Origin of the sequence: Geomonas ferrireducens (assembly GCF_004917065.1) — a bacterium.
Classification (GTDB): Bacteria; Desulfobacterota; Desulfuromonadia; order Geobacterales; family Geobacteraceae; genus Geomonas; species Geomonas ferrireducens.
Window position 1 is genome coordinate 644,318 of record NZ_SSYA01000003.1, and the last position, 25,860, is coordinate 670,177.

General features: G+C 60.2%; 25 protein-coding genes. 21 read left to right on the forward strand and 4 right to left on the reverse strand.

Going from position 1 to position 25,860, the window contains the following annotated elements; translation table 11 throughout:
* Positions 1–24 precede the first annotated feature (24 nt).
* From E8L22_RS18660 to E8L22_RS18740, 17 genes are all read left to right on the forward strand, one after another.
* On the forward strand, positions 25–639 hold the full coding sequence (locus tag E8L22_RS18660; protein WP_136526620.1) for a type IV pilus inner membrane component PilO: 615 nt from the start codon (positions 25–27) through the stop codon (positions 637–639).
* 4 nt (positions 640–643) lie between these two features.
* The gene (locus E8L22_RS18665; RefSeq protein WP_246044782.1) at positions 644–1,156 is read left to right on the forward strand and encodes a pilus assembly protein PilP; all 513 of its coding nucleotides are present in this window, start codon (positions 644–646) and stop codon (positions 1,154–1,156) included.
* A 12-nt stretch (positions 1,157–1,168) separates the two neighbouring features.
* On the forward strand, positions 1,169–3,940 hold the full coding sequence (pilQ, locus tag E8L22_RS18670) for a type IV pilus secretin family protein (RefSeq protein ID WP_136526622.1): 2,772 nt from the start codon (positions 1,169–1,171) through the stop codon (positions 3,938–3,940).
* A 9-nt stretch (positions 3,941–3,949) separates the two neighbouring features.
* A complete protein-coding gene (locus E8L22_RS18675; protein WP_136526623.1) occupies positions 3,950–4,525 on the forward strand; it encodes a hypothetical protein in 576 nt (191 codons plus the stop codon).
* A gap of 41 nt (positions 4,526–4,566) precedes the next feature.
* On the forward strand, positions 4,567–8,745 hold the full coding sequence (locus E8L22_RS18680; RefSeq protein WP_136526624.1) for a putative Ig domain-containing protein: 4,179 nt from the start codon (positions 4,567–4,569) through the stop codon (positions 8,743–8,745).
* A gap of 27 nt (positions 8,746–8,772) precedes the next feature.
* Positions 8,773–9,078, forward strand: a complete 306-nt coding sequence (locus tag E8L22_RS18685) for a disulfide isomerase DsbC N-terminal domain-containing protein (RefSeq protein ID WP_136526625.1) — start codon at positions 8,773–8,775, stop codon at positions 9,076–9,078.
* A 74-nt stretch (positions 9,079–9,152) separates the two neighbouring features.
* Positions 9,153–10,337, forward strand: coding sequence for a chorismate synthase (aroC, locus tag E8L22_RS18690; RefSeq protein WP_136526626.1), 1,185 nt, complete (start codon positions 9,153–9,155; stop codon positions 10,335–10,337).
* A gap of 119 nt (positions 10,338–10,456) precedes the next feature.
* The gene (locus E8L22_RS18695; protein WP_136526627.1) at positions 10,457–10,972 is read left to right on the forward strand and encodes a shikimate kinase; all 516 of its coding nucleotides are present in this window, start codon (positions 10,457–10,459) and stop codon (positions 10,970–10,972) included.
* A complete protein-coding gene (gene aroB / locus E8L22_RS18700; RefSeq protein ID WP_136526628.1) occupies positions 10,969–12,057 on the forward strand; it encodes a 3-dehydroquinate synthase in 1,089 nt (362 codons plus the stop codon). Before E8L22_RS18695 ends, aroB begins: the two co-directional genes overlap by 4 nt.
* 1 nt (position 12,058) lies before the next feature.
* Entirely contained in the window at positions 12,059–13,261 is a 1,203-nt protein-coding gene (locus tag E8L22_RS18705) for a tetratricopeptide repeat protein (RefSeq protein ID WP_136526629.1), read from the forward strand.
* Positions 13,251–13,613, forward strand: coding sequence for a roadblock/LC7 domain-containing protein (locus E8L22_RS18710; RefSeq protein WP_129127714.1), 363 nt, complete (start codon positions 13,251–13,253; stop codon positions 13,611–13,613). Before E8L22_RS18705 ends, E8L22_RS18710 begins: the two co-directional genes overlap by 11 nt.
* Positions 13,614–13,624: 11 nt before the next feature.
* Positions 13,625–14,059, forward strand: coding sequence for a type II 3-dehydroquinate dehydratase (gene aroQ, locus E8L22_RS18715; protein WP_198420204.1), 435 nt, complete (start codon positions 13,625–13,627; stop codon positions 14,057–14,059).
* 21 nt (positions 14,060–14,080) lie between these two features.
* A complete protein-coding gene (locus E8L22_RS18720; protein ID WP_136526631.1) occupies positions 14,081–15,148 on the forward strand; it encodes a M24 family metallopeptidase in 1,068 nt (355 codons plus the stop codon).
* A 67-nt stretch (positions 15,149–15,215) separates the two neighbouring features.
* Positions 15,216–15,698, forward strand: coding sequence for an acetyl-CoA carboxylase biotin carboxyl carrier protein (accB, locus tag E8L22_RS18725; RefSeq protein ID WP_136526632.1), 483 nt, complete (start codon positions 15,216–15,218; stop codon positions 15,696–15,698).
* An 83-nt stretch (positions 15,699–15,781) separates the two neighbouring features.
* Positions 15,782–17,122: an acetyl-CoA carboxylase biotin carboxylase subunit gene (gene accC / locus E8L22_RS18730; protein WP_136526633.1), complete on the forward strand. Its 1,341-nt coding sequence runs from the start codon at positions 15,782–15,784 to the stop codon at positions 17,120–17,122.
* 3 nt (positions 17,123–17,125) lie between these two features.
* A complete protein-coding gene (gcvH, locus tag E8L22_RS18735; protein ID WP_129127719.1) occupies positions 17,126–17,515 on the forward strand; it encodes a glycine cleavage system protein GcvH in 390 nt (129 codons plus the stop codon).
* Positions 17,516–17,603: 88 nt separating this feature from the next.
* Positions 17,604–18,425, forward strand: a complete 822-nt coding sequence (locus E8L22_RS18740; protein ID WP_136526634.1) for a menaquinone biosynthetic enzyme MqnA/MqnD family protein — start codon at positions 17,604–17,606, stop codon at positions 18,423–18,425.
* Positions 18,426–18,836: 411 nt separating this feature from the next.
* Here the strand turns inward: E8L22_RS18740 and E8L22_RS18745 are convergent, their stop codons facing one another.
* Both E8L22_RS18745 and E8L22_RS18750 read right to left on the reverse strand, forming a co-directional pair.
* Positions 18,837–19,295 carry an NUDIX domain-containing protein gene (locus E8L22_RS18745; RefSeq protein ID WP_136526635.1) on the reverse strand — a complete coding sequence of 153 codons (459 nt, stop codon included), beginning with the start codon at positions 19,293–19,295 and terminating at the stop codon, positions 18,837–18,839.
* A gap of 86 nt (positions 19,296–19,381) precedes the next feature.
* Positions 19,382–19,675 carry a PxxKW family cysteine-rich protein gene (locus E8L22_RS18750; protein ID WP_136526636.1) on the reverse strand — a complete coding sequence of 98 codons (294 nt, stop codon included), beginning with the start codon at positions 19,673–19,675 and terminating at the stop codon, positions 19,382–19,384.
* Positions 19,676–19,913: 238 nt separating this feature from the next.
* Here E8L22_RS18750 and E8L22_RS18755 point away from each other — a divergent pair, with 238 nt between their 5' ends.
* The 3 genes from E8L22_RS18755 to nifS all read left to right on the forward strand — a co-directional run bounded on the left by E8L22_RS18755 (position 19,914) and on the right by nifS (position 23,738).
* Positions 19,914–21,335: a phosphoglucomutase/phosphomannomutase family protein gene (locus E8L22_RS18755; RefSeq protein ID WP_136526637.1), complete on the forward strand. Its 1,422-nt coding sequence runs from the start codon at positions 19,914–19,916 to the stop codon at positions 21,333–21,335.
* A 373-nt stretch (positions 21,336–21,708) separates the two neighbouring features.
* The gene (gene nifU / locus E8L22_RS18760; RefSeq protein ID WP_136526638.1) at positions 21,709–22,569 is read left to right on the forward strand and encodes a Fe-S cluster assembly protein NifU; all 861 of its coding nucleotides are present in this window, start codon (positions 21,709–21,711) and stop codon (positions 22,567–22,569) included.
* A complete protein-coding gene (gene nifS / locus E8L22_RS18765) occupies positions 22,566–23,738 on the forward strand; it encodes a cysteine desulfurase NifS (RefSeq protein WP_136526639.1) in 1,173 nt (390 codons plus the stop codon). The genes nifU and nifS overlap by 4 nt, the downstream gene beginning before the upstream one ends.
* A gap of 102 nt (positions 23,739–23,840) precedes the next feature.
* Here the strand turns inward: nifS and E8L22_RS18770 are convergent, their stop codons facing one another.
* Together E8L22_RS18770 and E8L22_RS18775 are read right to left on the reverse strand one after the other, a co-directional pair.
* Positions 23,841–24,098 (reverse strand): type II toxin-antitoxin system RelE family toxin, encoded by a 258-nt coding sequence (locus E8L22_RS18770; RefSeq protein WP_136526640.1) that lies wholly within the window; start codon positions 24,096–24,098, stop codon positions 23,841–23,843.
* Complete coding sequence (locus tag E8L22_RS18775) at positions 24,085–24,318, reverse strand: CopG family transcriptional regulator (RefSeq protein ID WP_136526641.1); 234 nt, start codon at positions 24,316–24,318, stop codon at positions 24,085–24,087. Before E8L22_RS18775 ends, E8L22_RS18770 begins: the two co-directional genes overlap by 14 nt.
* Before the next feature lie 82 nt (positions 24,319–24,400).
* Here E8L22_RS18775 and modF point away from each other — a divergent pair, with 82 nt between their 5' ends.
* The gene (modF, locus tag E8L22_RS18780; RefSeq protein WP_136526642.1) at positions 24,401–25,858 is read left to right on the forward strand and encodes a molybdate ABC transporter ATP-binding protein ModF; all 1,458 of its coding nucleotides are present in this window, start codon (positions 24,401–24,403) and stop codon (positions 25,856–25,858) included.
* The last annotated feature ends 2 nt before the right edge of the window (positions 25,859–25,860 follow it).

The window sequence follows — 25,860 nt, forward strand, 5'->3', positions numbered from 1 at the left end:
ACACGCTGAAGCAGAGGCATTGTCATGGATCCACAGATAGAGAAGTTGCTGAAGCTCCCGACCAAGGAGAAGGTCGCACTTTTGATTCTGCTCATGCTACTGGAGGGGGCGGCCATGTATTACGGGCTGCACCGTCCCCGTCTTCAGGAGCTGGAGGGGCTGAAGAAAAGACACGAGGATCTGCAGAAGCAGGTGACGGAGAACCGGCGCATCGCCAACAACCTCCCTCGCTTCAAGGCGGAATACGAGCAGCTAAAGCGCGACCTGGACAACGCCCTCACCGAGCTGCCGAACCAAAAAGAGATCCCGTCGCTTTTGACCAACATCTCCAACGTGGGTAAAAGCTCAGGCCTCGACTTCCTTCTCTTCAGGCCCAAGCCGGAAGTCCCCAAAGACTTCTACGCCGAGGTGCCGGTCGACATAGCTGTCTCCGGGACCTTCTACAATGTGGCGGATTTCTTCGTCGCGGTCAGCAAGCTGCCGCGCATCGTGAATATCACGAATGTGAGCTTCCAGGACGTTCCGCAAACCGGCAAGACAAGCCTTAAGGTGAACTGCCTGGCCACTACTTTCCGTTTCCTGGACCCCAAAGAGGCGCAGAATACAAATGCGAAAGCCAACCAAAATAAACCGAAATAGCCTAGTGCTGCTGCTTGCGCTGGCGCTTGTGTCCGGCTGCAAGAATGAAGAAGCTCCGGCGCCAGCTCCCGCACCGAAGCCGGTGCAACCGGCGCAACCGGCGCCCGCTCCCAAGCCTGCGCCGCCGGTGCAGCAGCAGCTGTCGTCTGTCGCCAAGAGCCCCGGGGCGCTGAGCTTTAAGAAAGATCCCTTCAAGCCGGTAATCGTACCGGCCACCCCTGCGCCTGCTTCTTCAGCCGCGGGCCCAAGCGTATCCCCTGCCGCCGACCTCCTTCCTATTCAGAGCTTCGAGGTGAGCAAGTTCAAGGTAGCCGGCATCATAGCCGGCATCAGGGAGAACAGGGCGCTTTTGATCGATCCCAACGGCAAGGGATATGTCGTGCAGGTTGGGATGCAGGTAGGAAACGCAAACGGCCGCGTCACCAAGATCACCCCCTCTACGGTTCAAGTTGTAGAGAAGGGTACGGGTCGCGGCAAGGGTAGAACCATCGTGCTTACGCTGGCCAAGAAAAGGTAAGGAGCGTTTCAGATGACCATGTACCAGAGCAGAATTCTTTTTCATGCCATGGCCTTAATCGTCCTGCTGACGGTTTCCGCCGGCTGCGTCAAGAGGATGACCGCCGCGAACGAGCCTGCTCAGGCAGGGGCCACCGCTTTTGCCACGTTACGCTCCGTGACGGTCTCCCCTGACGGTTCCAGTGTCGAGCTGGTGAGCGACAAGCCACTCACCTACACCTCATACAAAAGCGGTGAGCCGTCAAAGATCATCGTCGATATCTCTCAGACCGAACCGGGGAGCGTTTCCTCGCCGATCGAGGTGAACCGCGGCAGTGTAAAGCGGGTCGACGTAGAACGCCAGCCCGTGGGAAGGAGCGTGCTGACCCGCGTGTCGGTGGTGCTCACCCACGATGTCGACTTCTTCGTGGCCACCGATCCCGCCGACAAGAGCAGGCTCATGATCACACTGCCGCGCGAGGCTGAGGCCAAGCCCGAGCAGCCTGAGGTCAAGGAGGCTCCCATCGCGGAGCCGCGCATAGAAGAGAAAACGCTCGTAGCGGACGCCGCAGCAGCGACCCCGCCTGTGCAGAAAAGCGACGCGTCGGCCACCGCCGCACCGGCCGCCGAGAAACCGGCAGCCAAGGCCACCGCAGCCGATGCTGGCAACGGGCAGAAACTGAACGCCATCATGACCGTCGCCGACGGTGTCGAGCTCTCCGTCCAGGGTGGGGTGCAGACCTTCAACTCATTCAAACTCACCAAGCCGGACCGCATCGTTCTCGACCTGTTCAAGGTCAAAAATGCCCTCGTGCAGAACGTAGTGCCCATAGGCGCCTTCGGTGTCGCCAACGCCCGCGTAGGCTCCACCCCGGACAAGGTCCGCGTCGTCCTCGACGCTGCAGGGGAAGGGCTGCCCGCTTTCGAGGTGGTCAAGACCGATCTCGGCGTGAAGATCAAGCTGAAAGCAAAGGGACCTGTACAGGCCGAGGCTGCGGCACCGGCCCCTGCACCGGTAGCCGCACCGGCTGCTCCAGCCGAGCCGGCGGCTCCAGCCGCCGCACCCGCACCGAAACCGGCGGCTCCCGCTCCCGCTACCAGGATGAAGACGGATGTCCCGCCCCCCAGGAACGTGAAAGGGTCGCTCGAGTCTGTCGAGTTCAGGGTTGTGGACGGGGTGTCCCGCATTACCATGAAACTGTACGGTACCTGCGAACCGGGTGAGCCCGTTCGCTCCGCACAGGGACTTACCCTCACCATCAACGACTGCCAAGTACCGAAAAAACTGCAGCGCGCCATGGACACCTCCAAGTTCGGCACCCCGGTCCTCTCCGTTACCCCGTACCAGGTAAAAGGGAAGAAGGGGTACCTCACCAGGATCTCGGTGAAGCTGCACGGCAACCTCGAATACAGCACGAGCCGCAGGGGGAATGTCCTCACCTGGGACATTGTAAACCCCGGCCCCGCAGTCCCGGCGAAGCTTCCCGCGGCACCCGCGCTGGTACACGGCGGCAATGACGCCGCTGCCGAACTCGCCGCGCCCCCCGCACCAGCACACATCGAGGAGCCGATGACCGACATCTCCGCCTCGGCCGATAAGCGACCCGCGAAGAAGGTTTACAAAGGGAGAAGGGTGACCCTCGAGTTCTCCGACGCCGACATTAGGAAGATCTTCCAGCTCATCGCCGAGGTGAGCAACCTGAACTTCCTGATCGGCGACGATGTCACCGGCACCATCAGCATCAAACTTGTCAACGTCCCCTGGGACCAGGCGCTCGACGTCATCCTCGACACCAAAGGGCTCGCCATGGTGCAACAGGGAAACATCGTGCAGATCAAGCCGCGCAACAAGATGCAGAACCAGGCCGACGAGGAAGCCGCCGCGAAAAAAGCCGCCGAGCGCATGATGGAGCTTAAGACCGCGGTGTTCGAGGTGAACTACGCCTCGGTCGCCGACGTCGCCTCGCAATTCGCTATGCTTAAAAGCGAGCGCGGCATCATCACCAAGGACGAGCGTACGAGCCGCGTCATCGTGAGGGACGTCCAGCCCGCCCTGGACGAGATGCGCGCCCTTCTGAAAAATCTCGACGCACCCGAGAAGCAGGTGATGATCGAGGCACGGATCGTCGAGGCCACCTCTACCTTCACCCGCGACCTCGGCGTGCAGTGGGGACTCACCTACCGTGACGCCGCCGCCACGGTGGCAAACATCAACTCCGTCGAGACGACCTTCGGCGGAGTCGTTTCCACCACGGGCCCCGGGACGACCGGCTCCGGCGGTCTCGGTCTCGGCATGTCGTTCGGCAAACTGACCAGCAACGTGCAGCTCGACATGAGGCTTGCGGCGGCCGCCACCGTGGGGCAGGTGAAGATCATCTCCACTCCGAAGGTGGTGACGCTGAACAACAAGGCGGCCAAGATCTCGCAGGGGCAGTCGATCCCTTACCAGACCACCTCGGCGGAAGGGACCAAGACGGAGTTCGTCGAGGCGGCCCTCACCCTGGAGGTCACGCCGCACATCACCGCCGACGGCTCGGTCAGCATGAAGATCAAGGCGAGCAACAACTCCCCCGGCACCGGTTCCCCGCCGCCGATCAACAAAAAGGAAGCCACCACCGAGCTCGTCGTCTCCAACGGCGACACCACCGTCATCGGTGGCATCTACGTCGACAGCGACACCGAGGCGGACACTGGCGTGCCGTTCCTAGCCGACATCCCGCTTCTCGGGTGGCTTTTCAAGTCGAACGCGAAGCAAAAGACCAAGACAGAACTGCTCATCTTCATAACGCCGAAGATTGTTATTTAAGGAGATCCTATGTTTAAACGGTTTGCTTTGTTGTTTTGCAACGCGTGCATCGTTGCCCTCCTCAGCTCATGCGGGGCCGGTGACCTGGGTGGAGGGGTAGGGGAATTCACCACGGTGAACGCGACTGCAACGGCACTCACCGGCAGGCTTGAGTCCGACATCGTAAAAGGAAATTCCTGCACCCTTTCCACTTCCACCGGTGGAACCGTGGAGACCGACAGCGTCGACGTAGCCTTCGCCTCACAGGCGCTTTATACTTCCGGCTCGCTCGACCTGGTCATCAGCAGGATCACCATCCATTACACCCCTGTCAATGCGGCGACGACTCCGCCTATTCCGGACAGCTTCGTGAACATATCCCAGACCGTTGCGCCGGGCGAAAGCATGAACATCCCGGTTGCCGTCCTCACCGATGCCCAGAAAATCGCCCTCATGGAGCGCACCACGCTCCCCATGACCCTTTGCAGTTCAACCGTCTTCGAATACTACGTCGACATGGTTTTTGATGTATCCGAGGTCGGGGGCAAAGGCGATATCCACCCCGTCACCGCCAAAATGAATCTGGCCGTTGCAGACAGAATCTAAAACGACAAGGCTCCATGGATTGTTGGTAATAGGAGTGTGAAATGAATCTATCGAAAAAAATCTGCTGGGCGCTTTTGATGCTTTTCTGTGCCGTCATGCTCAGCTGTTCGGGTGACGGCGGGGCGGGGTCCACTACTACTGCCATGACCGGCAAAAAGCCGGCCAAGGTACTTGCCAATGACTTCCAGGTGACCACCAACACCACGGATCAGTCTCAGCCCGCCGTAGCCTACGACACCGAGAACCATAACCGCTATCTCACCGTCTTCGTCGACAGCAGAAGCGGACAGCAGATCTACGGCGCCATCTGTGTGGGCTCCGATTCCATTGGGCAGGGGGAGCCTGGAAACGTCACTTCCATCGCCGCCAATCCGTTCAATTTCCCCCTCACCACCGCGACCGGCAACAAGTCGCAGCCCAAGGTCGCCTTCTTCAAGCACCCGAGCGATTCCACCAAAAGTCGATACCTGGTGGTTTGGACCGATTCACGGGCCGGCTACGGCCAGATTTACGGCCAGTTCGTCAGCCCGAATGGCACCCTCATCGGCCTGAACTTCCCGATCTCCACCCATACCGCCAACGTCGACATCAACCAGAACGATCCCGATCTCATCTACAACGAGGTGACCGGGAAGTTCGTCGTCGCCTGGGTCGACACCTCCACCTACGATACGGACGCCAATGCCGCCAACAACGTCACTTACAAGGCTGCCAGCGCCACCAGTGCCACCAACACCGTCACGATCGGCCACATCCCGCTTCCGTTCGCCGACAACAACATCGTGCGCACCATCGAGGTGGACCCGCTGACCGGCACCACCGCCAACCTGCAAAACGTATCCAAGGCGGTGCGCACCGGCGCCATAACCGACAACGGGTCCGTCATCACCGATACCTGGTCCGTGCAGCTGAACGAGTCGCACCCAAGGATCGCTTTCAGCCCGATCACGGGCGAGATATTCACCTGTTGGAGCGGTTCCACCAGCACCGTCACCCTCACCATCAACTACACCACGACCAACGAAGCCGGCCCTCCCCCGGCGGTCACCGCGGTCTACAAAAGCTATGTCTTCACTTCGGTCCCCGTGGACGACGCACCTACCAAGATCAAGCTGCGCAGAAACCAGGGGCTGGGCTTTGTGAACGATTTCAGTTACGGCACCGCGACTTTCTCCGCCACCAACCCCACCGTGGCCGTTGACCCCAACACGAATCGCCTCCTGCTCGCTTGGGAAGACAACAACGGCGGCGCTCAGACCGGCAAGAATATCGTCGGACAACTCGTCGATCTCTCCGGTTTCACATCCTACGGCGATCCAATTCGGATCTCTTCAGCTGTGGGCGATCAGACCGCGCCGGTTGCCGCCTTCGACAACGTGAACGAACGCTACTTCGTGGCCTGGGAAGATGCCAGAAACCAGAGCGCGAACCTTAGCAACATCGACCTCTACAGCCAGTTCATCGACCCGCAGGGGAACCTCTCCGGCGGCAACTCCATCGTCACCGTGGCTACCGGCAACCAGCTCTCCCCGGCTGTCGCCTTCGGCGACGTAAGCTTCAGGAAGTTCATGGTGGTATGGAAGGATGGTCGTGCGCTTTCCAATTCCGACATCTTCGCACAACTCCTGGAGTTCTCCGCCGCTCCGCAGCTCACCATCACCGACACCAACGACGTGCCGATCCTGAGCGGCGCCATCGACTTCGGCAACGTGGACATCTCGTCCAGCACCCCGTACAAGGACATTACTTTCCGGATCAGAAACGACGGCAACTCGGTTCTCACTATCAATTCCGTCATCGCTCCTGCATCGCCGTTCTCCTTCCTCACCCCGAAACCGACCACGATCAGCCCGGGCACCAACGCGGAGATGACGGTCCGTTTCGCCCCCACGGCCGCGGGTTCGTACTCCAACCCCGCCGAGGGGTACCGTATGATCTTCGATTCGAACGGCGGTCAGGCGGTCATCAACCTCTCTGGCGCCGGTGTCGGCATCCTTCCGCTGTCGATAGCCACTTCCTCGTTGCCCGACGGCACCGCCGGTGCGGTTTACCCTGGCAGTAAGTTGGAGGCCACCGGCGGTGTCAGGCCTTACGGCTCCTGGGCCGTGACCTCCGGCACCCTTCCGCCGGGACTGGCCCTTGCTTCGACCGACGGGCAGATCACCGGGACGATCGACCCGTCTGCCGCGTCCTCCTACACCTTCACCGTCTCCGTGACCGACTCCAACGGGGCGTCGACGACCAAGTCGTTAACCCTGAACGTCACTGCCATGGCAATCACCACGTCATCGCTTCCGACCTGGACCCAGCTTAAGACCGGCTACAGCAAGGCGCTGGCGGTATCCATCCCGGGCGTCACAGTGAAGCCCGCCAATCTCACCTGGACCGCGCAAGGGCTGCCGCAGGGACTTCAACTTACCTCCGCGGGCGTCATCACCGACGACAGCTCCGCCACCGGGCCTCTCATTCCGGGATCATTCAATGTGACCGTCCAGGCAAGCTACCTCGACGATACGGTCACCCCGAACAGGACCTATTCCGCATCCAAAACTTTTAACCTCGTCATCAACCCGGCACTATTTATAACCACCTCCAGTATTCCCGCCGTGGTCGTCGGTGCGTCCTACAATCAGGCGCTCGCCCTGCAGGGGGGGACCCCCTCGTACTTCTGGCAGGTCTCCGCAGGCAGCCTCCCCGGCGGGCTCACCCTAAGCCCCAGCACGGGAACCATCAGCGGCACGCCGACCCAGACCGGCACGTTCTCCTTTACCGTCAAGGTGCAAGATTCCACCGGCGCCATGACCACCAGGGACCTGGTCGTAAAGGTGAATCCGACTCTCTCCATCAGCACCAATTCCCTCCCGTCGGTTGAGAGCGGAGTAAGCTACGCGCAGGAGCTCGTGGCCACCGGCGGTACCGAGCCGTATGTCTGGTCCATTTCCGGTGCAGGTACGCTACCCCCGGGCTTGACGCTTGACGGCGCCTCCGGCGTCATCAGAGGGACTGTCGGCGGTTCCGGTAACTACAGCTTCAACATCAAGGTCACCGACGCCGACGGCAACTTTTACACCAAGCTATTCACCATCTCGGTGAGGGCCGCCGGCATCGTTTCCGGCAACCTTGTCTTCACCGATCTCGCCGGCGCGGACCTCGGCGGGACCCAGAACTTCGGCGGCGTTCTTGTCAACAACACGGCCGTTGCGACCGTGTGGGTGAAGAACACCACCACCTCCCGGATCACCGTGAGCAGTGTTGCCGCGACCGGCAACTCCGGGTTCGTGGCGAGCGGCGGCGGTAACGTCGACCCCGCGAAATCGATACCGATCAGCCTTTACTTCACCCCGAAGGCCGTATCCAGCTACAATGGAACCCTTACCGTCACCGACTCCACCGGCTCGACTTACACGCTCGCCCTTGCCGGCAACGGTGCGAGCGCTGTTGCGGCCGTTCAAGGGACCACCGGCGTCACCGACAGTACAGAGCTTTTCTTCTCGAATCCGGCTCTTTCCGACTTCGTCGCTAGCAAGCCGAGCGAGCCGGCCGAACTGGCCAATTTCACCCCCCTCGGCGCCATCAGCCTTCGTCTGGAAAACGTGGTCTCGGAGGGGACCGTGAACGTAGCGGTCACTTTCCAGACCACGCTTAGCGACAGCAGCGTCTTCTACAAGGTGGTCAACAACCCGCTGACCAACCAGATCACCTGGACCAAGATCACACCGATCAGCCGCTCCGGCAATACTGCGGTTTTTGCCGTCACAGACAACAACCCGCTGCACGACTCCGATCTCAACCCCGGGTACATCCAGGATCCCATCGTCGTGGGCGTCGTGGGAAGCGCTCCCGTAGGGGGCGGCACCGACACCGGGAGCACCCCGCCGTCTTCTTCCGGCGGCAAGAGCGGTTGCTTTATCGCCACCGCCGCTTACGGAAGCTACCTGGATCCGCAGGTCGTTGTGCTCAGGCACTTCCGCGACAACGTGCTCCTGAAATCGGCACCGGGCCGTGCTTTCGTCTCCTTCTACTACAAGCACAGCCCCCCGATCGCCGACTTCATCTACGAGCACGGCTTCCTGCGCCTGCTTACCCGCTGGGCGCTCACTCCGCTCATCTTCGCGGTGAAGTACCCGGTCACCATGCTGCTTCTCCCGCTGCTCTTCGCCTTTAACCGGTTCCGCAGACAAAAAATTGCGGTTCCGGCCCCGGTAGTGGGCGGCAGGTAGATGAAAAAAACGTCAGGAGCTCTTTTCATGTTCAAACGCTTCACCTTTCTCTGTCTTGCGGTGCTCGTTCTTTCCGCGTGCTCCAAGCCTCCCGCAAAGGAGCAGGTGCAGGCGGCGGTCAAGAAGTTCATCCCGATGGACTTCGTCGTGCTGCAGGTCTCGGAGGTCAAGGGGATCGATGGGCTTTACGAAGCTGCCATCAGCGTGGGCGGCCACCCGGTCATTTTCTACGTCGACAAAAAGTGCGACTACATCTTCACCGGCAGCATGATGTCTACCGAGACCAAGGCAAACCTCACGACCGAGGCGCAGGCGAAATTCCTGAAGAAGTAGTCAGATAAAGACATCAACAGCGCATCGAAAGCCAGGGAAGCTCCTGGCTTTCGTTTATCAAAGAAGGAGCAGGCATGTTCAGATACCTTACCGCGGGCGAGTCGCACGGTCCGCAGTTGACCGCCATCGTCGAAGGGGTCCCCTCGGGGCTCAAGCTCACCGAGAACGACATCAACGTGGACCTCGCCCGCAGGCAGGGGGGGTACGGGCGCGGCGGCCGCATGAAGATCGAGACGGACCGGGTGCGCATTCTCTCCGGTGTGCGCTGGGGCGAGACGCTTGGCTCCCCCATCACCCTGGTGGTGGAAAACTCGGACTGGGTGAACTGGGAACAGCGCATGTCCCCTTACGCTGAGTTTCGTGACGACAGCATCCGGGTCACCCGGGCGCGTCCCGGACACGCCGACCTGCCGGGGGCGATGAAATACGCCCATAACGACGTGCGCAACATACTCGAGCGCTCCAGCGCCCGCGAGACCGCAATTCGCGTTGCCGTAGGAGCGGTGGCGAAGGCTTATCTCACCCGCTTCGGCATTTCGGTCACCGGCTGCGTGACCGAACTCGGGGGCGTCAGGGCGGAGCGTCCCGCCGATGCGAGTGTGAAGGAGTTGCAGGAGAAAATTGCCAAGTCTCCGGTCTACACCTACGACGAGAAAGCCGAGGTGGAGATGATGGAGGCGATCGATCGGGCGAAGGACGCGGGTGACACCCTGGGCGGCGTGGTCGAGGTGCGCGTGAACGGTCTCCCCGTGGGGCTTGGGAGTCATGTGCAGTGGGACAGAAGGCTTGACGCCCGTCTCGCGGCAGCGGTGATGAGCATCCAGGCTTTCAAGGGGGTCGAGCTAGGCGCCGGGTTCGAGACGGCCCGTCTGCCGGGTTCGAAGGTGCACGACGAGATCTTCTTCGACGAGCAGCGCGTGGCGCGCGGTGAGAAGACCGGGTTCTACCGCAACACCAACCGTGCAGGAGGGCTCGAAGGGGGGATCACCAATGGCGAGGAGATCGTCATCTACGGTGCGATGAAGCCGATCCCGACCCTGTACACGCCGCTTAAGTCGGTGGACATGGTTTCCAAGGAACCGTTCGAGGCGACCGTTGAGCGCTCCGACTGCTGCGCGGTTCCGGCCGCGTCGGTGGTTGCCGAGGCCGTAGTGGCGATCGAGATCGCCGGCGCCTTCAAGGAGAAGTTCGGCGGCGACTCCGTTTCCGAAACGGCGCGGAATTACTCGTCCTACATCGAGTACCTGCGGGAGTTTTAAGGCTTCAACGCAAAGACGCCAAGGCGCGGAGACGCGAAGAAACGCTTTTGACTCGGCATGCTCGTCGGTTCCCCCTTTGCGTCTTAGCTGCTTTGCGCCTTCGCGTTAAAGGGTTTGTTATGAATATCCGGAACATTTTTCTTACCGGTTTCATGGGGTGCGGCAAGACGACGGTCGGCCATGTGCTGGCGCAGAGGCTAGGCTGGGCGTTCGTGGATCTCGACCACGCCATCGTGGAAGACGCGGGGATGAGCGTCAAGGAGATCTTCGCGGCACACGGCGAGCCGTACTTTCGCGAACTTGAGTCGCGGGTGCTGGTCAGAATCGCCGCAGGCAGCGGCCAGGTCATCTCGACCGGAGGGGGGGCCGTCATCGACCGCGGCAACCGTGCCGTCATGCGCCAGTACGGCCGCATCGTCAACCTACAAGCCGATGTACCGACCATCGTGGCGCGGGTGAGCGGCAACAGCGAACGCCCCCTGCTCGCCGACGACGCTTCCGTGGAAAAGGTCCGTACCATGTTAAAGGCCCGCGAAGAGTTCTACGCCGATGCCGATCTGCGCATCGACACCACCGGCAAGGACGTCGCCGGGGTCGTAGACGAGTTAATCGATTCTTTGAAGAGGTATCCGTGAACGTTCAGCATATCGAAGTGGCACTGGGAGAGCGCAGTTACGACATCGAACTGGGGGCAGGCATCCTGGGAGGTGTCGGCGCCCTCTGCCGAGCTCTCGGCCTCTCCGGTACCGCGGCCGTCGTCTCCAACACCACCGTGGCTCCCCTTTACTGCGAAACGGTGCGTGCTTCCCTTGAGGAGGCTGGATACCGAGCGGTTGAGGTCATCCTTCCGGACGGTGAAGCGTACAAAAACAGCGCGACCCTGAACCTCATATATGACGGTCTGGTTGACGCATCATTGGATCGGGGCTCCTTCATACTTGCCCTGGGCGGCGGGGTGATCGGGGACATGGCTGGCTTTGCCGCGGCAAGTTTTCTGCGCGGCATCCCCTTCGTACAGCTCCCCACCACGCTCCTTTCGCAGGTCGACTCGAGCGTCGGCGGCAAGACCGGCATCAATCACCCCCGCGGCAAGAACCTGATCGGCGCCTTCTACCAACCTAAGGCGGTACTGATCGACGTAAACACCCTGGACACGCTGCCGGAGCGGGAGTACCGAAGCGGCCTGGGCGAGATCGTGAAGTACGGCGCCGTGCTCGACGGCGACTTCTTCACCTTTCTCGAGCAGAACGTCGAGAAGCTCCTCGCCCGCGACAAGGAAGCGCTCATCCACGCAGTTGCGCGCAGCTGCGCCATCAAGGCGAAGGTGGTCGCTCTGGACGAGAGGGAAGGGGGGGTACGTGCAGTGCTTAACTACGGTCACACGCTCGGCCACGCCGTGGAGACGCTGACTGAGTACACCGGCTACCTGCACGGCGAGGCGGTTGCCATCGGCATGGTACAGGCGGCCAAAATATCCCAGCACTACGGTTACTGCAGCGATCCCGATCGCAAACGCATCGACGCCCTTGTCGAGGCCCTTGGGCTGCCTGCCGAACTTCCCGCCTTCCCGGCCGAACGCTACGCGGAGGCGCTTTCCCACGACAAGAAGGTGCGCGATAAGGGGCTGCTCTTCATCTGCAACCGGGGCATCGGCTCCTACAAGATGGAACGGGTCACCGACCTCAAAGCACTTCTGGAGATCTGCGGCATAGGAGAGTGACATGGTAGAGGACGCCTTATCGTTTTGGACGGAGATACAGCGCTACGAAGACCTGCTGGCTAAGGACGCCAAGTCGCTGTGCTTTGCACCGCTCTCCGAACTGTACCGGAAGCTCGGGCTGTTGGACGACGCCATCTCTGTTGCCCGCAAAGGGTGCGCGGCTCATCCCGAATACCCACTCGGCCTTCTCGCCCTGGGCAACGCCTGCTATGCGAAGGGGGAGTCTACGGATGCCTGCCAGGCACTGGAGAAGGCGGTAGAGCTCAAGCCGGACCACATCCAGGCCATGAAGCTTTTGAGCCAGATATACGTCGAGCTGGGCCGGGTCGATGCGGCGCGCAATATCCTGGGGCGCGTCCTGCAGCGGGACCCGGAGGACCTGGAAAGTGCGATGTTGTTGGGCTCGATTGTATCAATGGCACCTTCTGCTTCAGCCGAGGACGAGATCCTGGAGGAGGTCGAGATTATTGAGGAGCTGGAGGACGTGATCGAAGAGGCGCCCGATCGTGCGCCGGCGCCCTTCGTCTCTCAACCAGTTTCGGCACCCAAGCATGCGGTGCAAAAATCGACGCCTGTGTCGGAAACGGATGATTTCTGGGCCATCGAGGACCTCGAAGGGGAGCCGGAGTTGGAGGAAGCCCCCCCGGCTGCCGCGTCCCGTCCGGGCGCACCGGACCCGCTGACCACCGCGACCCTTGCCGAACTCTACGTGTCGCAGGGCTTTCTTGAGAAGGCGCAGAACATCTATCGCGAGCTCCTCACCGCCCATCCCGGCAATCCGCAGTACCGCTTGAGGCTCGAGGAACTGGCCGAACTGCAGGAGCTGCAGCTTAGCCCGGTCGATCTCTCGTCCGCCCAGGCACCCGCTGCAACACCGCCTCCAGATGCACCCGTAGCACCGCAAATAGCGTCAGCACCGGTAGCAGTTGCTCCTGACCTTTTCGTGGAGCCGGCCGGCCTCGCCGAGGCGGCAGCGCCAGTGGCCGCGCCCTTTGCACCTTCATTGCCGACCGCCTCCGAAGAGATCCCCGCTGCCGCAGCAGGTTTATCCGCTGCCTTTGCCGGGATGGAATCGCCGGCTGAACAGGAGGCCGCTCCGCTTGAAAATCCCGGTCACGAAGACGCGGGGGGGACGGAATTGGGCGTGGAAAGCGCGCTTGAGCGCTGGCTGGAAAACATAAGGAGAAGAAAAGATGGGGTTTAAGGCAATCCTGCGGGAGATCGTCGAGGAGAGCGGAGGGGGGCTGGGCGGCGTCATCATGGGGTATGACGGCATCGCCATCGAGGAATTTCTGCGTGAAGAGAGCGGCGTGGACGTACAGACCATGACCGTCGAATACGCCTCGGTGCTCAAGGAGATCAAAAGAACGGTCGGCGTGCTGAAAACGGGCGACCTGGAAGAGGTTTCCATCATCAGCGAGAGGTGCTGCGTCATCGTGCGAGGCATAAGCGATGAGTTCTTCGTGGCTTTGGTGCTTCCCGCCGACGGCAACTTCGGAAAGGCCCGCTACCTCTTGAAACGTGCCGCGCCCGGGCTCAGGGAGGAACTCAAATGAGCGATGCCAAGCTGAAGGTGCTCGTTTTACACGGGCCGAACCTGAACCTCCTCGGGGTCAGGGAGCCTGGCGTCTACGGAACCATGACCCTTGATGGGATCAACAAGGAGCTTACCATTTTGGCCGAAGAGTTGTCGCTGGAGCTCAAGATCCTGCAAAGCAACAGCGAAGGCGACCTGGTGGACGCCATCCAGGGTGCCATGGCGGACTGTCGCGGCATCCTGATCAACCCTGCCGCTTATACCCACACGAGCGTCGCCATCCGCGACGCGATCGCTGCCACGGCGCTTCCGGCCGTGGAGGTGCACCTCTCCAACGTCCACGCCCGGGAAGCCTTCCGAAGCCACAGTTATATCGCCCCTGTAGCGGTCGGCCAGATCTGCGGTTTCGGCGCCGACAGCTATCTTTTGGGGCTCAGAGCCCTTGCCAAACGGCTGGGAAAATAAGATTGTCTTACGGACGGAATTATGATAGGTAACAGAATCCCCGCGGCCCGAGAGTGCCTGAAACGGTTCAACGCCGATCTGTTGCTGGTGACAAACCTCAGCAACATCAGGTATCTAACCGGTTTTACCGGCAGCGAGGCGCTGCTCATTCTCTCTCCAGAAGACGGGTGGTTTCTCACCGATTCCCGTTACACCTCACAGGCGGGCGCCGAGGTCACGGGCGCAAAGGTCATCGAGTTCTCGAGCCGGATGGACGGGCTGGTCGAGCGGCTGCAAGAGCTTCGTCCGGCCAAGGTCGCCTTCGAGGCCGGCTCCACCACCGTCGCCTTCTACCAGGAACTCTGCGGCAAGACGCCGGGGATCGAATACCTTCCCGCCGACGCGGAGCTAGCCGGTCTGCGCACCGTCAAGGATGCCGGTGAATTGGCGATCCTGGAGCAGGTAGCCGCCATCGCCTCCGAAGCGCTCCTCGAGACGGTGGCGCGCCTGACGCCGGGCATGACCGAAGCCGAAGTCGCCTGGATGCTCGAAGTGGCGATGCGTGAAAAGGGGGCGGAAGGGAAATCCTTCGATTTCATCGTGGCCTCCGGCGAGCGCGGTGCACTGCCGCACGGTCGGGCCTCGGAGAAGAAACTTGCCGCGGGAGAACTGGTCACCATAGACTACGGTGCCATCTACAGGGGCTACTGCTCGGACGAGACGGTGACCGTTTGTCTGGGAGAACCCGACGCTAAGCAGCGCGAGGTGTACGATATCGTTCTGGCGGCCCAGCGGGCGGCCATGGAGGCGGTGCATCCCGGCATGAGTTTCAAGGACCTGGACGCCAAGGCGCGCGACCTCATCGCGGGCAAAGGGTACGGGGCCTATTTCGGTCACGGACTCGGGCACGGTGTCGGTATCGACATCCACGAACACCCGGCCGCATCGCCGCGCAGCAAGCACGTCATCGAGGAGGGGATGGTCTTCACCATCGAGCCGGGGATCTACATCCCGGGGTGGGGTGGGGTCCGTATCGAGGACACCGTGGTCGTCGAGAAGAACGGCTGCCGCCCGATCACCAGGGTCCCAAAGGACCTGATGATCGTCTGATTGTTTTTAGGGGGGCTTCTCCGGCTGCAACGGGGCGGCCCACAACCATGCAATAAAGGAGAAAGATGTGGATATAAAAGACCTGAAGATGCTGATCAAGATGGTAACGGAGACCGACATCACCGAGTTCGAGCTGGAGAACACCGACGAGAAGGTGGTCATAAAGAGAGGCTGCGCCGCTCCGCAGTTCCAGATGCAGGCGCCCGTCGCTTACCAGTATGCACCGGCCGCTCCTGTCGCTCCGGCCGCCGCCCTCGCAGCTCCGGCTGCCGCTCCCGCAGCAGCTCCGGCCGCTGCCGAGAAAGAGCAGGGCGACGTGATCACTTCCCCCATCGTCGGCACCTTCTACCGCGCTCCGGCTCCGGATGCCGCTCCCTACGTTGAAGTCGGCCAGATCGTCGAGAAGGGGCAGGTGCTCTGCATCGTCGAGGCGATGAAGCTCATGAACGAGATCGAGGCGGAGTTCAAGTGCAAGATCGTGAAGATCTGCAAGGAGAACGCCCAGCCGGTCGAGTACGGCGACGCCCTGTTCGTGGTGGAGAAGCTGTAATCAAACCGATTGAGATAAAGATCTAACTTTGGATTGGAGTGCCGATCTGAACCTTGATCTTTATCTGTTTCCTGGAGACATCGATGTTCCATAAAATTCTTATCGCCAACCGGGGGGAGATCGCCCTCCGGATCATCAGGACCTGCAAGGAGATGGGGATCAAGACGGTCGCCGTCTACTCCTCTGCCGATGCCGAGTCGCTGCACGTAAAGCTCGCCGACGAGAGCGTCTGCATCGGACCGGCGCCGAGCCTCTCCAGTTACCTGAACATCAACGCCATCATCTCCGCGGCGGAGTTGACCGACGCCGAGGCGATCCACCCCGGCTACGGCTTCCTCTCCGAAAACCCGCGCTTCGCCGAGATCTGCGAGAAATGCGGCATCACCTTCATCGGCCCCACCGCCGAGAGCATGCGCATCATGGGCGACAAGATCTCCGCGCGTCAGGCCGTCATCAAGGTCGGCGTACCCATCCTCCCCGGCACCAAGGAGGGGGTGAACGACGTCAACGAGGCGATCAAAGTCGCCAAGGAGATTGGTTTCCCCGTCATCATTAAGGCGACGGCAGGGGGCGGCGGGCGCGGCATGAAGATCGTGCACTCCCCGGCGGCTCTTCCGAACGCCTTCATGACCGCAAGGTCCGAGGCGCAGACGGGCTTCGGCAACCCCGAGGTCTACATCGAGCGCTACTGCGAAAACCCTCGCCACGTCGAGATCCAGATCCTTGCCGACAAGCACGGCAACGTAATCCACCTGGGCGAGCGTGACTGCTCGATCCAGCGCCGTCACCAGAAGGTGATTGAGGAGGCCCCCTCCACCGTCACCACCCCCGAGCTCAGGAAAAAGATGGGCGAGGCTGCGGTTGCCGCTGCGAAGGCGGTCAACTACTCGAGTGTCGGCACCATGGAGTTCCTGGTAGACAAGAAAAACAACTTCTACTTCATGGAGATGAACACCCGCGTCCAGGTGGAGCATCCGGTCACCGAGATGATCACCGGCGTCGACATCGTGAAGGAGCAGATTCGCTCCGCATACGGTGAGAAGCTCCGCTACACCCAGGCCGACATCAAGATCAAGGGGCACGCCATCGAGTGCCGCATCAACGCCGAGGACTCTGTGAAGTTCACCCCGTGTCCCGGCAAGATCACCGACCACCACACCCCGGGCGGCCTCGGTGTCCGCGTCGACTCCTTCGTCTATACCAACTACACCGTCGTCCCGCACTACGACTCGCTCATCGCGAAGCTCATCGTGCATGCCGACACCAGAGACGAGGCGATCAAGCGTATGGCCCGCGCCCTCGACGAGTACATCGTCGACGGTATCAAGACCACCATCCCGTTCCACAAGCGGATCATGGCGAACAAGGACTTCATCGAAGGGAACATAGATACCGGTTTCATCGAAAGGCTGGTTCTGGAGTAAACTATGGACTTTCCCGAAGAACTCAAATACAGCAAGGAACATCTCTGGGTGCGCGTCGAAGGTGACCGGGCCGTCATCGGCATAACCGATTATGCGCAGGTGGAGCTTGGCAACGTGACCTCGGTAGAGCTTCCGGAGCCGGGCGACGAACTGGAGCAGGACGACTCCTTCGGCTCCATCGAGGCGAGAAAAACGGTCGCCGACCTCTATGCACCGCTTTCCGGGACCGTGATCGAGTCCAACTCCGAGCTCGCCACCGCACCGGAATTCGTGAACGACGACCCTTATGACGGCGGTTGGCTTGTCGTCATCGAGATGGCCGACCCTGAGGAACTGAACCTCCTCATGTCCGCCGAGCTGTACGAGGACACCGTCTCAGTTTCAGAAGAATAACAAGAAGTTGCACCCGATATACCAGAAAAGGCGAGAGATACTCTCGCCTTTTCCTTTTGTTTCATAAGCCTCATCCAGGAGCTTTGCCGTGACCATCAATATCGGACACATCAAGTACGCGAACTGTACCCCCATCTTCACCGCCCTCGAATCCCATTTCGACTGCAGCGGCTACCGTTTCGTCGACGGCGTCCCGGCGCAACTGAACGCCATGCTTAGGGCAGGTGGCATAGACTTAAGCCCTTCCTCGTCCATCGAATACGCCATGGCGCACGAGCAGTACTGCCTGCTGCCGGAGCTTTCCATCAGCGCCATCGGGCCGGTGAAGAGCGTCTTCATGTTCTCGCGCGTGCCGATCGAGGAGTTGGACGGCGCCGCCATCGGCCTCACCGCCGAATCGGATACCTCGGTGAACCTTCTGAAGGTGCTGCTCGCCCGCAAGTACGGCTTCAACAACAGCTTCGAACGCACCACGCTGCCGCTCGCCGAAGCCTTGGAGCGCTTCCCCGGCCTGCTCCTCATCGGCGACCTGGCGCTAAAAGGCGCCGCCTCCGATTCCGGCTTCTTCTGCTACGACTTGGGGCAGCTCTGGCACGAGTTTACTGGACTTCCCTTCGTGTTCGCCCTCTGGATCGTGCGGCGCGACGCGGCACGCGAAAAGCACGCGGAGCTTAAGGCGCTAGCCAGGGACCTGGTGGCCGCCAAAAAGCTCGCGTATGACAGCTACGCCGAGATAGCCGCGGGAAGCGAGGAGCGTGCCTGGCTCAGCGAGGAGGCTCTGGTTGATTACTGGCTGACCATCTCGTACGAGCTGACCGAGGCTCATCTGGAAGGGGCACGCCTTTTCTTCCGGCACGCCTTCGAGATGGGACTTATCCCGAGCCTGCCGGAGTTGCGTTTTCTGGAATAGGGGGAGAGGAACGGCTGAGTGAATTCAAAAGGCCCTTCGGACGTTTGAAAAATTTTTTTCGGATTTCAAACGTGCGTCCTTCGAGTTGAAATTCGTTTTTGGGATTTCAAACCGCGTCTTGATGAGTTGAAAAAATTTTTTGCCGTTTGAATTTTATTTTTTGAAGTTCAAACGCGCGTCCCTCGAGTTGAATTTCGTTTATGGAATTTCAAACCGCGCCTTGGCGAGTTGAAAAATCTTTCTGTCGTTTGAAATTGTTTTTTTGGATTTCAAACGCACGTCTCTCGATTTAAATTCCATTTTTGAAAATTTTTAAACCGTGTCTTAGCGAGATGAAAAAAACTTATTTCGTTTGAAATTCCCTTTTTGATTTCAAACGCGCCCTGGGCACTTCGTTTCCTACCGGCGCTTCTATAACTCTCCTGCCGTTTTTTTTCTGCGATAGTCGGAAAGGATCCGTGCGTGGTCGAAGCAGAGTGGTTCGGGGAGTGTATCGATGGGGAAGATGCCGAATGCTGCCGCATCGTCGCCTGCGTTGGGGGTGCCGGTAGCCGTGGCTACGTACACGGTAGAGATGTTGTGGCTGCGCTTATCGCGGGACGGGTCCGAGTAACATCCCAGCAGCCGCAACTGCTCTTCTTTCAGCGCGAGACCGATCTCTTCCTGCATCTCCCGTACGGCCGCATGCTCCAGCGTTTCGCCGTAGTCGACAAACCCGCCCGGGATGGCCCAACCTAAGGGCTCGTTCTTGCGCTCGATGAGCACGATCCCTTCGGGGAGTTCCACGATCACGTCCACGGTCGGCAGAGGGTTCCGGTACTGTTTAACCTTGGCCCCGCACGCGGGGCAGGCGAGGTAGTCAAAAGGCATCACGAACCTCCAGTTCAATAGTGGATACAAAAAAAGGGAGGACGTTTCGGTCCTCCCTTTTATGGTACAGCAGATTGTTGTGGGTACTACTTCTTCTTCTTGGCGCCTGCAGCTTTCTTGGAAGCTTTGAGCGGGTTGATCTTGGCGTCGTCGGTCTTGATCTCGACCTTGACGTGGGTAGCGAAGTTGCAGATACCGCCGACCCACTTCTTCTCGGGGGCCGGGTATGCGCTGCAAACCTTCCCGATGGAGCTATCGACGACCCTGTCGCAACCCTCGCAGTTCTCCACGATAGGCTGGCAGGAACCTTCGGTAAATACACAACCCTGTTTACCCCAGAAAGTGCACTCTGCACCAGGAAGTACGGTTTGACATTGCATGTTTTAAGCCTCCTCAATTGCTTCGTAATCGTTGATAAAAGACACTCTACCAATTTCGAAAGAAAAATGTCAACCCACTTTTTTCCCGAAAACTTGACTCTCCTACCGCATTGAATTAATCTCTAGTAATTATTCTATCGGGTCGCTTGGCGCTTCTGTTTTCGATGTGTTATACAGCTGGAGACCGGACGTTTTGCCACAGCAGGTGGCCTTACTATCAATTGTCCTGGAGGGTTTTATGCAGCGAATCACTTTCGGCACTTCTGGCTGGCGCGGCATCATGTGTGAGGACTTCATCTTTGAGAATGTTAAGGTAGTGACCCAGGCGATTGCCGACCACGTTAAGAGTACCGGCGAAGCGAATAAAGGCATCATCGTCGGCTACGATTCAAGGTTCATGGGGGAAGCGTTTGCAAAGGAGTCGGCGCGAGTCCTCACCGGCGCCGGTATCCCCACCTTTTTGTGTGTACGCGATACTCCCACTCCGGTCATTTCCTTCGAGATCCTGAGAAGGGGCGCCGCCGGCGCCATCAACTTTACCGCAAGCCATAATCCTCCGGAGTATAACGGCATCAAGTTTTCTCCCTCCTGGGGCGGCCCCGCACTTCCAGAAACCACCAACGACATCGAGCGCCGCGCCAACGAGATGTCCGGCGAGATCTGCTACAACGAGTGTCCTCTCGACGAGGCGGCCCGGAAGGGACTCCTTGAGGAGATCGACCCGATGCAGGACTACCTTGCCGACCTCGCCAAGAAGGTCGACTTCGCCGCCATCGCCAAACTCGGCACCGTCGCGGTCAACCCGCTCTATGGTACGGCGCGCGGCTACCTCGCCGAACCTCTCAAGGCGCACGGCGTGAAGGTGGTTCAGATGAATGCGAACCGCGATCCGTATTTCGGCGGCTTCCCCCCCGAGCCAAGCGAGAAGTATATCCACGATTTCATAAAACTTGTACAGCAGGACCCTGAAATTTCTCTCGGCATCGCAACCGACGGCGATGCGGACCGCTTCGGCATCGTCGACGGAGACGGAAGCTTCATCGAACCGAACTACATCATCGCCCTTCTGCTGGATTACCTTGTTCGGGTGAAGGGGATGACCGGTGGGGTCGGGCGCTCGGTCGCCACCTCGCACCTGGTGGACGCCGTGGCGAAGATGCACGGCATCAAGGTGTACGAAACCCCCGTCGGCTTCAAGTATGTCGGCGAACTGATCAGCCAGGGGAAAATCATCATCGGCGGCGAGGAGAGCGCCGGTTTGTCCATCAAGGGGCACGTACCCGAGAAGGACGGCATTCTCGCCTGTCTGCTGGTAGCGGAGATGGTGGCGCACGAGGGGATGCCGGTCAAGGCACTTTTGGAGCGGCTCTACAGCAAGGTCGGGCGCTACCTTACCAAACGGGTGAACATCACGCTTTCCCCGGAACTGGAGGAGTCCTTCCCGCAGACCATCGCCGCGACCCCGGCGAGCTTCGCCGGAGAGGCTGTGCGGGAAAAGATCACCGTGGACGGCAACAAGTTTATTCTCGCGGACGGCAGCTGGCTTTTGTTCAGGAAGTCCGGCACCGAGCCGGTGGTGCGTCTTTACTGCGAGGCCTCCAGTGAAGATCGTCTCCAGGCGCTCGTTGAAGCAGGCCGGGCATTCATCCTCGGCAAATAGGAAAGGCAACCGCAACGCGCCAGGGACGCAGACGCCAAAAGGGAACCGGTCTTCCCCGGGTGCTCTGCGTTCCCTTTTTCAGCCGCCGCATTTTTACGCGCACCAGACCGCATCGCAGGCAGCGCTTCGAAAGCAACGACGATACCCGTTCACGGTCGTGGTAGAACTTCCTTCGCACATTCCCGCACTTACCGCTTCGTGATTGACTTCTTTTTTGCCGCTGCCACATGGGGAGCGGGAATTGCATTTCCTGCCGTAAACTCTGGATAAAAAAAGTACCTGACCACTTTGCTGTTGTTTTGGGGTCGTTTAGGGGTTGTTCTTTCCACGAGCTTTGCGCTATGATGGCGAGACTAATTAGAAGGGAGGGTCTATGTGGGACTACACCGATAAAGTAAAAGAACATTTCCTCAACCCTAGAAACGTGGGCGAGATAACGGATGCTGATGCGGTCGGCGAGGTGGGAAGCCTGGCCTGCGGCGATGCCCTTAAACTCTTTATAAAGCTGGATGAAAATAAGGAACGCATCGTCGACGCGAAATTCCAGACCTTCGGCTGCGGCAGCGCCATCGCCTCCTCCTCCGCCCTCACCGAGATGGTGAAGGGGAAGACCCTTGACGAGGCTCTGGAGATCACCAACCAGCAGATCGCCGATTTCCTGGGCGGGCTTCCGGAAGAGAAGATGCACTGCTCGGTCATGGGGCAGGAAGCTCTGGAAGCCGCCATTGCCAAGTACCGCGGTGTCGAGGCACCGGCTCACGGCCACGGTCATGACCACGTCGAGACCGAGGGCGAACTGGTCTGCAAGTGCTTCGGCCTGACCGACGTCTTCCTGAAGAAGGTCATCGCCTCCAACAAACTGCACACCGCCGAGCAGGTCACCCACTTCACCAAGGCGGGGGGCGCCTGCGGCGGCTGCATCCCGAAGATCAAGGAACTGATCGCCGAGGTGATGGGCGAAGAGAAGAAGGCGGCGGCCGAGAAGCCCTCCAAGCTCACCAACCTGAGGAAGATGCAGCTCATCCAGGAAACCCTGGAAAACGAGGTGCGTCCGCAGCTTTGGGCTGACGGTGGCGACCTCGAGCTGATCGACATCGACGGCTCCACCGTCCAGGTCGCCTTCAGGAAGGCGTGCGCCGGCTGCGCCTCCTCCGGCTACACCGCGAAATTCGTCGAGCAGAAGCTGCGCGAGCTTGTTTCCTCCGACATCACCGTGCAGGAGGTACAGGGATGAGAGAGATCTATCTTGATAACAACGCCACCACCAAGGTGGACGAGCGCGTTTTCGAGGAGATGCGTCCCTATTTCTGCGAGCTGTACGGCAACCCGAGCTCCATGCACTTCTTCGGCGGACAGGTGCAGAAGAAGGTGGACGAGGCGCGCGCCCGCGTCGCCTCTCTTCTCGGCGCCCTGCCGGACGAGATCGTTTTCACCGCATGCGGCACCGAGAGCGACAACGCCGCCATACGTTCGGCGCTTGAGGTGTTCCCGGAGAAGCGTCACATCATCACGAGCCGTGTCGAGCACCCGGCCGTGTTGACCCAGTGCCGCAACCTCACCAAGCGCGGCTACCGCGTCACCGAGCTGAACGTGGACGGCAACGGCCAGCTCGACCTGAACGAGCTCGAGAAGGCGCTGGATGACGACACCGCCATCGTCTCCCTCATGTACGCGAACAACGAAACCGGCGTGATCTTCCCGATCGAGGAAGCAGCCAGGATCGTGAAGAAGAAGGGCGCTATTTTCCACACCGACGCTGTGCAGGCGGTAGGGAAGATCCAGTTGAACATGGCGGAGTCCGCCATCGACATGCTTTCCATCTCTGGGCACAAGCTGCACGCCCCGAAAGGTGTCGGCGTCCTCTACGTGCGCCGCGGCACGCCGTTCCGTCCGTTTTTGGTCGGCGGGCATCAGGAGCGCGGGCGCAGGGCGGGTACCGAGAACACCGCATCCATCATCGCCATGGGTAAGGCGTGCCAGCTTGCCGAGCAGTACATGGCGGACGAGGCGGGGCGTGTGCGCGAACTGCGCGATCGTCTCGAGCGCGAACTGACCGCGCTGATTCCGAACACCCGCATCAACGGCGGCGGCACCGACCGTCTTCCCAACACCCTCTCCATTGCGATGGAGTTCGTGGAAGGGGAGGGGATCCTGCTCCTTCTTTCCGATAAGGGTATCTGTGCCTCCTCCGGCAGCGCCTGCACCTCCGGCTCGCTTGAGCCCTCCCACGTGCTGCGCGCCATGGGCGTTCCCTTCACCTGCGCCCACGGTTCCATACGTTTCTCGCTTTCCAGGTTCACCACCGACGACGACATCGACGCGGTGATCAAGGAACTGCCGCCCATCATCTCCCGGCTGCGCGAGATGTCGCCGTTCGGGCGCGAGTACCTGGTTCAGAAGTAAATCCGCAGTCCGAAAGACAACTGACGGAGCAAAAAAAAAGGGGTGAGCATGTCAATGCTCACCCCTTATTCGTAGCCACCTCGTTTGCACTCTCGACGCCTCTCACCGATATACCTCGCGTCGATGTGCAACCTTTACCACCCACACAGTAAGTTCCAGATCGTGAATGGTGTAAAGGATGCGGTACTTCCCCTGGCGAATGCGGTATCTGTCCTGGCCGGAGAGTTTTTCGCAGCCAGCAGGGCGGGGGGCTGTGGCAAGGCTGCCGATGCGGCTGATGATCCTTTTTAAGTCGCTTTTCGGAATCGACTCAAGGTCCTTTCGAACCGACTCCTTTAGCAGAACCTTATAGACGACCATTTGCTTTCAGCTCTTGAAGCAAAGACTCGTACGTGACTAGCGGCTCGTTGACCCTCTCCTCGAAAGCGGCCAAATCCTCTGCATCTTCCGCAAGACTGTTGCGGACCGCATCGTTGACCAGGTCTGAAAAAGAGCGGGAAGTTTCCAGCGCCTTATGTTGTAGAGCCCTGTGCATGGCAGGGTCGAAGTATACCGTTGTTCTTTTTGTTAATGCACACATATCTATACCTCCGCCCTGAGCATAGCGTCATGGCGCTGTGCCGTCAAGTCGATGGCGGAGCCGATGTGAAAGGAAAAAATCATTGGTTGAGATCAGTCTGGAAAAGGTAAAAGCCAGGATAACGGCAGGCAAGTTCCTCGAAGATATCACGCTCGAGATCGCCCGCGATCAGCATTGGGCCGTGGTCGGCGCGAACGGTTCGGGCAAGTCGGCGCTGGGAAAGCTTCTTTGCAACGGACTTCCCGTGCTGTCCGGTACGAGCCGCGTGCCGGTCCGCTCCGCCTACGTCTCCTTCGAAAAGATCGACGAGATACTGGAAGTGGAACGCTACAACGACGACTCCGATTTCCTCGGCTACGTGACTGAAGGGACGCGGGTGGACCGCTTCATCCTTGCCGGCACCGACGCGGACGAGGCGCGGCTCGCGGAACTGGCACAGGAACTCGGCTTCACCAAGATCCTGGAGCGCGGCATCAAGTTCCTCTCCACCGGGGAGATGCGCAAGGCCCTTATCTGCAAGGCGCTGTTGCAGGACCCCGAGTTGCTGGTGCTCGACGAGCCTTTCGACGGCCTGGATCGGGACTCGAGCGCGGTGCTTAAACAGCTGATCAGCCGCTGCCTCGAGCGCGGCACCCAGGTGGTGCTCCTTTTGAACCGCTTCAGCGAGATCGTGCCGGAGACGACCCACATTGCCTATATAAAAGAGTGTCGCCTTTTCATGACCGGCGGAAGGGAAGAGATGCTGGCGTCGGAGGCGCTGCGCCGCTTCCATGCCTTCCACTACACCCTTCCGGCCGTCTTGCCCGAGGTCGACACGGCGCGCAGCGCGCCGCCCCTTGTGCCCGGCGCGCCGCTCATCGACATGAAAAACGTCTCGGTCCGTTACGGGGAGAAGCAGATTCTGAACGGGGTCACCTGGACCGTGCGGGAAGGGGAACACTGGAAGATCAGCGGGCCGAACGGCTCGGGGAAATCTACCCTTTTGAGCCTCATAAGCGGCGACAATCCGCAGGCCTACGCCAACGACATAAGCCTCTTCGGCCGGAAAAAAGGGAGCGGGGAAAGTGTGTGGGACATCAAGAAGCGGATCGGCCTCGTCTCCACCTCGCTGCAGCAGGAGTACCGCGTGGCGGGTACAGTGAAGGTTGCCGTCATTTCCGGGATGTACGATTCCATCGGCATGTATTCCCAATACACGCTGCGCCAGCAGGAGATCGCGCTCGAGTGGCTCGACATCCTGCACATGGGGCACCGCAGGGACCAAGCCTTCCGTGACCTCTCCTATGGCGAACAGCGTCTCGTCCTTCTCGCCCGCGCCATGGTGAAGCAGCCGGACCTCTTGATCCTGGACGAGCCGTGCCAGGGGCTGGACGACGTGAACCGGGAGATGGTGTTGAAGCTGATCGACCACCTGGGGCGCACCGGCAACACCCAGATCCTCTACGTGAACCATAACTCCGATGACCGCCTACCCTGCATCACCAACAGCATGGACCTGGTGCCGGCCGCCGGGGGCGGCTACACCGCGATTATCGGATAGCG

Bases quoted from the DNA above. Each gene is read 5' to 3' on its own strand.
- pilQ (WP_136526622.1), top strand. From the start codon at position 1,169: ATGACCATGTACCAGAGCAGAATTCTTTTTCATGCCATGGCCTTAATC.
- E8L22_RS18775 (WP_136526641.1), bottom strand. From the start codon at position 24,318: ATGTGTGCATTAACAAAAAGAACAACGGTATACTTCGACCCTGCCATG.
- E8L22_RS18750 (WP_136526636.1), bottom strand. From the start codon at position 19,675: ATGCAATGTCAAACCGTACTTCCTGGTGCAGAGTGCACTTTCTGGGGT.
- E8L22_RS18680 (WP_136526624.1), top strand. From the start codon at position 4,567: ATGAATCTATCGAAAAAAATCTGCTGGGCGCTTTTGATGCTTTTCTGT.
- E8L22_RS18745 (WP_136526635.1), bottom strand. From the start codon at position 19,295: ATGCCTTTTGACTACCTCGCCTGCCCCGCGTGCGGGGCCAAGGTTAAA.
- nifU (WP_136526638.1), top strand. From the start codon at position 21,709: ATGTGGGACTACACCGATAAAGTAAAAGAACATTTCCTCAACCCTAGA.
- E8L22_RS18755 (WP_136526637.1), top strand. From the start codon at position 19,914: ATGCAGCGAATCACTTTCGGCACTTCTGGCTGGCGCGGCATCATGTGT.
- E8L22_RS18710 (WP_129127714.1), top strand. From the start codon at position 13,251: ATGGGGTTTAAGGCAATCCTGCGGGAGATCGTCGAGGAGAGCGGAGGG.
- aroC (WP_136526626.1), top strand. From the start codon at position 9,153: ATGTTCAGATACCTTACCGCGGGCGAGTCGCACGGTCCGCAGTTGACC.
- E8L22_RS18720 (WP_136526631.1), top strand. From the start codon at position 14,081: ATGATAGGTAACAGAATCCCCGCGGCCCGAGAGTGCCTGAAACGGTTC.
- E8L22_RS18695 (WP_136526627.1), top strand. From the start codon at position 10,457: ATGAATATCCGGAACATTTTTCTTACCGGTTTCATGGGGTGCGGCAAG.
- E8L22_RS18660 (WP_136526620.1), top strand. From the start codon at position 25: ATGGATCCACAGATAGAGAAGTTGCTGAAGCTCCCGACCAAGGAGAAG.
- accC (WP_136526633.1), top strand. From the start codon at position 15,782: ATGTTCCATAAAATTCTTATCGCCAACCGGGGGGAGATCGCCCTCCGG.
- E8L22_RS18705 (WP_136526629.1), top strand. From the start codon at position 12,059: ATGGTAGAGGACGCCTTATCGTTTTGGACGGAGATACAGCGCTACGAA.
- E8L22_RS18675 (WP_136526623.1), top strand. From the start codon at position 3,950: ATGTTTAAACGGTTTGCTTTGTTGTTTTGCAACGCGTGCATCGTTGCC.
- nifS (WP_136526639.1), top strand. From the start codon at position 22,566: ATGAGAGAGATCTATCTTGATAACAACGCCACCACCAAGGTGGACGAG.
- E8L22_RS18770 (WP_136526640.1), bottom strand. From the start codon at position 24,098: ATGGTCGTCTATAAGGTTCTGCTAAAGGAGTCGGTTCGAAAGGACCTT.
- E8L22_RS18685 (WP_136526625.1), top strand. From the start codon at position 8,773: ATGTTCAAACGCTTCACCTTTCTCTGTCTTGCGGTGCTCGTTCTTTCC.
- gcvH (WP_129127719.1), top strand. From the start codon at position 17,126: ATGGACTTTCCCGAAGAACTCAAATACAGCAAGGAACATCTCTGGGTG.